The sequence below is a fragment of the Okeania sp. SIO2C2 genome, assembly GCF_010692625.1.
GTDB classification, from domain to species: domain Bacteria; phylum Cyanobacteriota; class Cyanobacteriia; order Cyanobacteriales; family Microcoleaceae; genus Okeania; species Okeania hirsuta.
Genome location: NZ_JAAHGM010000082.1, coordinates 21441 through 27544, shown reverse-complemented (window position 1 = coordinate 27544; position 6104 = coordinate 21441). Strand labels below are relative to the sequence as shown.

At 36.4% G+C, this 6104-nt stretch carries 6 protein-coding genes; 5 read left to right on the top strand and 1 reads right to left on the bottom strand.

What is annotated here, in order from left to right:
• The first annotated feature begins 311 nt into the window (after positions 1-311).
• From F6K18_RS32440 to F6K18_RS32420, 5 genes are all read left to right on the top strand, one after another.
• A complete protein-coding gene (locus F6K18_RS32440; protein WP_287527099.1) occupies positions 312-2537 on the top strand; it encodes an FdhF/YdeP family oxidoreductase in 2226 nt (741 codons plus the stop codon).
• Between the two features lie 811 nt (positions 2538-3348).
• Complete coding sequence (locus F6K18_RS32435; RefSeq protein ID WP_287527098.1) at positions 3349-3519, top strand: hypothetical protein; 171 nt, start codon at positions 3349-3351, stop codon at positions 3517-3519.
• A gap of 436 nt (positions 3520-3955) precedes the next feature.
• Positions 3956-4126 carry a hypothetical protein gene (locus F6K18_RS32430; RefSeq protein ID WP_287527097.1) on the top strand — a complete coding sequence of 57 codons (171 nt, stop codon included), beginning with the start codon at positions 3956-3958 and terminating at the stop codon, positions 4124-4126.
• 165 nt (positions 4127-4291) lie between these two features.
• Positions 4292-4462 carry a hypothetical protein gene (locus F6K18_RS32425; RefSeq protein ID WP_287527095.1) on the top strand — a complete coding sequence of 57 codons (171 nt, stop codon included), beginning with the start codon at positions 4292-4294 and terminating at the stop codon, positions 4460-4462.
• A 429-nt stretch (positions 4463-4891) separates the two neighbouring features.
• On the top strand, positions 4892-5068 hold the full coding sequence (locus F6K18_RS32420) for a hypothetical protein (protein ID WP_287527093.1): 177 nt from the start codon (positions 4892-4894) through the stop codon (positions 5066-5068).
• Positions 5069-5284: 216 nt separating this feature from the next.
• Here F6K18_RS32420 and F6K18_RS32415 read toward each other — a convergent pair whose 3' ends face one another.
• Positions 5285-6067 carry an SDR family oxidoreductase gene (locus tag F6K18_RS32415; RefSeq protein ID WP_287527091.1) on the bottom strand — a complete coding sequence of 261 codons (783 nt, stop codon included), beginning with the start codon at positions 6065-6067 and terminating at the stop codon, positions 5285-5287.
• Between the last annotated feature and the right edge of the window lie 37 nt (positions 6068-6104).

The window sequence follows — 6104 nt, the reverse complement described above, 5'->3', positions numbered from 1 at the left end:
CCGTCAGGAAAAAGAATAAAGCGTGGTTTGTATAGAAGTAGTAATAATTGGTTAATTAATGCAGACTGTAACGCGGCTGCAAATATAATCACAAAAGTAAGCAGAAAGCTAAGGTTAAACTTAAGCCGACTGTGTAGGGGCACTTTGACTTGTCCCCAAAGAATATATCTTTGGTCAGCTAAGAAAAAACGAAGCAACATGGATTTATCCTGTTGCGTAGTATCAACTTAGAATCCCCGTGACTGACCTCCGGGGAGCAGTCAACCGATAATTATTGTGCAATAAAAATTTTTATATGAGCTAAATAAATTATGTTACCCAAGCCAAATAAAATCTGGAACCCACAAATTTGGGCAAGTTGGAAACCCTTCGGTATTGGAGAACAATACCCCAATAACTACTGGGAATTAATACGCGCAACAATTGAAAACCTCGACCAACTCCCCTACGCTTGGGAAATTCTCAATAAAGGAGTCTGTGACGGATGTTCCCTCGGTACCACTGGGATGAAAGACTGGACACTCGATGGCTTTCATTTATGTAATGTCCGTCTGCGACTATTGCGCCTTAATACCATGGCCGCTTTTAACCCAGAAATACTAGCAGATGTTTCTCAACTACAAAATAAAAGTAGTGCAGAATTACGAGAAATGGGACGACTACCTTACCCCATGCGTCGCGACAAAGGGGACAAAGGGTTTCGGCGAATTAGTTGGGATGAAGCTTTAGGAGTAATTAGCGATCGCCTCAAAAATACTCATCCAGACCGCTTGGGTTTCTACCTCACCAGTCGCGGCACTGTGAATGAAACTTATTATGTGGCCCAAAAAGCTGCACGGGCAATGGGCACTAATAACATTGATAATGCGGCCCGCATTTGTCATTCCCCTAGTACCGGAGCGCTTAAAACTACTATTGGTGCTGCTGCTACTACTTGTTCTTACAAAGACTGGATAGGTACAGATTTATTAGTATTTATTGGTTCCAATGTAGCAAATAATCAACCTGTTACTGTTAAATATTTACACTGGGCAAAAAAAGCAGGTACAAAAATTGTAGTTATTAACACTTACCGGGAACCAGGAATGGAACGTTATTGGGTACCGTCTATTCCTGAAAGTGCTTTATTTGGTACTAAGTTTGCCGAAGATTTCTTTTTAGTTAATGTTAATGGCGATTTGGCTTTCCTGAATGGCACTATTAAACATCTAATTGCTAATGATTGGATAGATAAATTTTTTATCGATAATTATACGAATCAATTTGAACAATTAAAAGCTTCATTAGATGCTCAATCTTGGGAAGAGTTAGAACGCTTTTCTGGAAGCACCCGCGACGAAATGTATGCCTTTGCCAAAATGGTAAAAGAAGCAGAAAAAGCAGTATTTGTTTGGAGTATGGGTATTACTCAACATGAGTGTGGGGAAGATAATGTCAGAGCTATTATTAATCTAGCTTTAACTAAAGGTTTTGTAGGTAGAGAAGGCTGTGGTTTAATGCCAATTCGGGGACATTCTGGCGTGCAAGGAGGAGCAGAAATGGGATGCTATTCTACGGTGTTTCCTGGAGGGAGAAAGATTAACCAAGAAAATTCTGAAGTTATGAGTAATTTTTGGGGTTTTTCTGTGCCTAATTCTCCTGGTTTAATTGCTTCGGAAATGATCGATAATGCTGCGCAAGGAAAGTTAGATGTTTTGTTTTCTGTAGGGGGAAATTTTTTAGAAGTTTTGCCAGACCCAGATTATGTAAAAGCTGCCATAAAACGATTACCTTTGCGAATACATCAGGATATTGTTTGTTCTAATCAAATGTTGGTTGAACCGGGAGAAACGGTAATATTATTACCTGCCACAACTCGTTATGAAATTCCGGGAGGAGTAACAGAAACAACTACAGAAAGAAGGGTGATTTTTAGCCCGGAAATTCCCGGACCGAGAATTGGAGAAGCTCGCCCGGAATGGGAAGTTTTTATGGATTTAGCAAAGTTAGTACGTCCTGATTTAGCAAATAAATTAGAGTTTGAAAATACTTCAGAAATTCGTCAGGAAATTGCCTTAGTAATTCCGCAATATTCGGGAATTCAGCATTTAAAAGAACGAGGAGATAATTTTCAATATGGTGGTTCTCATTTATGTTTTGGTTGGAATTTTCCCACACCGGATAGTAAGGCTAATTTTTCAATACTTTCTCCATCTCAAGAAGAGTTAAAAGAGGGATATTTTTTAGTAGCGACTCGTAGAGGCAAACAGTTTAATAGTATGGTTCAGTCAAAGAAAGATGCTATTACAGGAGCTATGCGAGAGGCAGTTTTAATTAATCCTATTGATGCAGAAAATTTGAGTTTAAAAGATGGGGATAAAGTACTGTTGAAAAATGATTTAGGTGAGTTTCAAGGAAGAGTTTATTTAGCTCCGATGAAACCAGGTAATTTACAAGTACATTGGCCGGAAGGAAATGTGTTATTAGATAAGGGTAAACGTTCTCTTGAAGGTGTACCTGATTATAATGCTTTGGTCTGTTTAGAAAAGTTAGATTAGGTTGAAGTTTTGAGGATATTCAGTAAATTTGAGTTTAAAAGATGGGGATAAGATACTGTTGCAAAATGATTTGGGTGAGTTTCAAGGAAGAGTTTATTTAGCTCCGATGAAACCAGGTAATTTACCGAATAATTAAGGTTTAAAGTCTCTCGTTTCAAGGAGAAACAAGAAAAATTTTTCCTTTGAGTCAATTCTCTTATTTTGGGTGCATCTCAATTTTGAATAAAGCCAAAAATTTATCGCTTTTAGGGAACAGGGAACAGGGAACAGGGAACAGGGAATATATAGGAAAAAAGTATTTTTGCAAATATTTAGATGCACCCCTTCTTTTTAAGGAAAGGCAATAATTAATTAGGGCTTGCTGATTAAATCTCAAACTCTTTACAGATAAATGTTTTAGCATTTTTAGGTACTAATAAAATGCTAGCTTTTAGGTGGTAATGGTTCAAAAATCTAGGATTTTCAGCAAGATAGGGGAAGAAAACCAAGGGAATATTTTTCTGCCTACCTCTTCTATAATTCTGATTACTCCTGAATTCTGGATTCTGAATTCTGGCTCCTCCCCTGACAAAAAGACTTTTTCAACAAGCCCTAATTATTAATTGTTGAAAAGTACATTAGCCGGAAGGAAATGTGTTATTAGATTAGGGTAAATGTTCTATAATTAATAATTAATAATTAATAATTACCTCTTCTGTTCAAGGAGAGGATTGACTCAAAGGATTTTTTTTCTTGTTTATCCTTTAAAGGAAAGGCTTTAAACCTTAATTATTCGGAAAATTTGAGTTGAAAATATGGGTAGAAGGTACTGTTGAAAAATGATTGGGGTGAATTTCAAGGAAGAGTGTATTTAGCTCTGATTAAACCAGGTAATTTACAAGTAAATTTGCCGGAGAGAAATGTGTTATTAGATAAGAGTAAACGTTCTGTTGAAGCTGTGCCTGATTATAACGCTTTAGTCTGTTTGAAAAAGTTAGATTAGTTTGAAGTTTTAGAGATATTCATTCAACAATTAATAATTAATAATTAATAATTAGGGTTTGCTGAAAAAGTATGAGTGGTAAGGATAGGAGTCAGAATCCAGAATCCATAATTCAGAAGGAATGGGAATTATAGAGGAGTTAGTCAGAATAATCGTCCCTTAATTTTCTTCCCCTATCTTGCCCAAAATGCGCTCCTTTTTGACGATCAAGAGCTGAAAAACAGGTACTTTTTCCAGACATAAAAACCCACTGACCTTTATATATCAATTTGTTGAGATTTATTCAGCAAACCCTAATTAAAATTAATAATTACCTCTTCTGTTCAAGGAGAGGATTGACTCAAAGGATTTTTTTTCTTGTTTATCCTTTAAAGGAAAGGCTTTAAACCTTAATTATTCGGAAAAATTGAGTTGAAAAGATGGGGATAAAGTACTGTTGCAAAATAATTTGGGTGAATTTCCAGGAAGAGTTTATTTAGCTCCGATTAAACCAGGTAATTTACAAGTAAATTTACCGGAGGGAAATGTGTTATTAGATAAGAGTAAACGTTCTGTTGAAGCTGTGCCTGATTATAATGCTTTGGTCTGTTTGAAAAAGTTAGATTAGGTTCAAGTTTTGGAGATATTAATTCAACAATTAATAATTAATAATTAGGGTTTGCTGAAAAAGTATGAGTGGTAAGGATAGAAGTCAGAATCCAGAATCCATAATTCAGAAGGAATGGGAATTATATCGGAAAATTTTAGTTGAAAAGATGGGGATAAAGTACTGTTGCAAAATAATTTGGGTGAATTTCAAGGAAGAGTTTATTTAGCTCCGATGAAACCAGGTAATTTACAAGTAAATTTGCCAGAGGTAAATGTGTTATTAGATAAGAGTAAACGTTCTGTTGAAGCTGTGCCTGATTATAATGCTTTGGTCTGTTTGAAAAGGTTAGATTAGGTTCAAGTTTTGGAGGTATTAATTCAACAATTAATAATTAATAATTAGGGTTTGCTGAAAAAGTATGAGTGGTAAGGATAGGAGCCAGAATCCAGAATCCATAATTCATAAGGAATGGGAATTATAGAGGAGTTAGTCAGAATAATCGTCCCTTGATTTTCTTCCCCTATCTTGTCCAAAATGCGCTCCTTTTTGACGCTCAAGAGCTGAAAAACAGGTACTTTTTCCAGACATAAAAACCCACTGACCTTTATATATCAATTTTTTGAGATTTATTCAGCAAACCCTAATTAAAATTAATAATTACCTCTTCTGTTCAAGGAGAGGATTGACTCAAAGGATTTTTTTTCTTGTTTATCCTTTAAAGGAAAGGCTTTAAACCTTAATTATTCGGAAAAATTGAGTTGAAAATATGGGTAGAAGGTACTGTTGCAAAATAATTTGGGTGAATTTCAAGGAAGAGTTTATTTAGCTCCGATGAAACCAGGTAATTTACAAGTAAATTTGCCAGAGGTAAATGTGTTATTAGATAAGAGTAAACGTTCTGTTGAAGGTGTGCCTGATTATAACGCTTTAGTCTGTTTGAAAAAGTTAGATAAAGATTAGGTTTTGAGATTTTTATGACCGTAATAGACATCTCCAAAAATCAAAAATAAAATCAATTATTTCACAGAAATCATCAATTATTTCCCCCTACTTTCTACTCCTTACTCCCCCTTTTCTGGAGATGTCTAAAGACCTTTTCAGCAAACCCCACTTAGGTAACATGACCCTCCACTCTGTCACCTTTCATGCTACAAAACGAAATGCGAAATGTGGGCTTTAACGTGCTATGTAGCCGCCATCAACCATCAAAGATGTCGCAGTGATAAATGAAGCTTCCTCTGAAGCAAGAAATAAGATGGCAAAAGCAACTTCTTGGGGTTTTCCTATACGGTTCAAAATGTGAAGTGGTGCGTTCTCTGCTAGAAATTGTTCCTCAGTTACCCCTATGTTTGCCAGATGACGATCTATTGCCTGAGTGCGGATAATACCTGGGCACACACAATTCACTCGGATTCCATAAGGAGCAAGATCCAGGGCCATACATCGGGTCATATTGACTATAGCTGCTTTTGTAGTACTGTATAGGAGAAATTCAGGTTGAGCAATGAAAGAAGAAATGGAACCCAAATTTACGATTGAGCCACCACCATGTTTCTTCATGACCTCTGAAACATATCGTGTACAAAGAGACGTTCCGATAATGTTGACATTCAAAGATTGATGCCATTCTTCAACAGTAGCATCGAGTCCCTTTAAGACAAAGACAGCAGCATTATTGACCAAAATGTCCATACGACCATACTCGCCCTCGATGTTTGTCATCGCCTGCTTAACCTCTTCTTCTTGAGAGATGTCAGTCTTAATGAAAGTTGCAGTACCTCCCAAGTCAACGATTTCGTCCGCGACGTTACTCCCCAGCATTTGTTTGTCCAGGATAATTACCTTAGCACCTTCTTCAGCAAAGAGAGTTGCAGTCGCTTTTCCAATCCCTTCTGCTGCCCCTGTTATCACAGCGACTTTATTTTTAAGTCTTATCCCCATAGTATAAACTTCCTTCAAAAGATGAAAAAAACAAATTCTATCATATAATGAAAAT

Coding starts and splice junctions, on each gene's coding strand:
- F6K18_RS32440 (WP_287527099.1), top strand. CDS start 312: ATGTTACCCAAGCCAAATAAAATCTGGAACCCACAAATTTGGGCAAGT.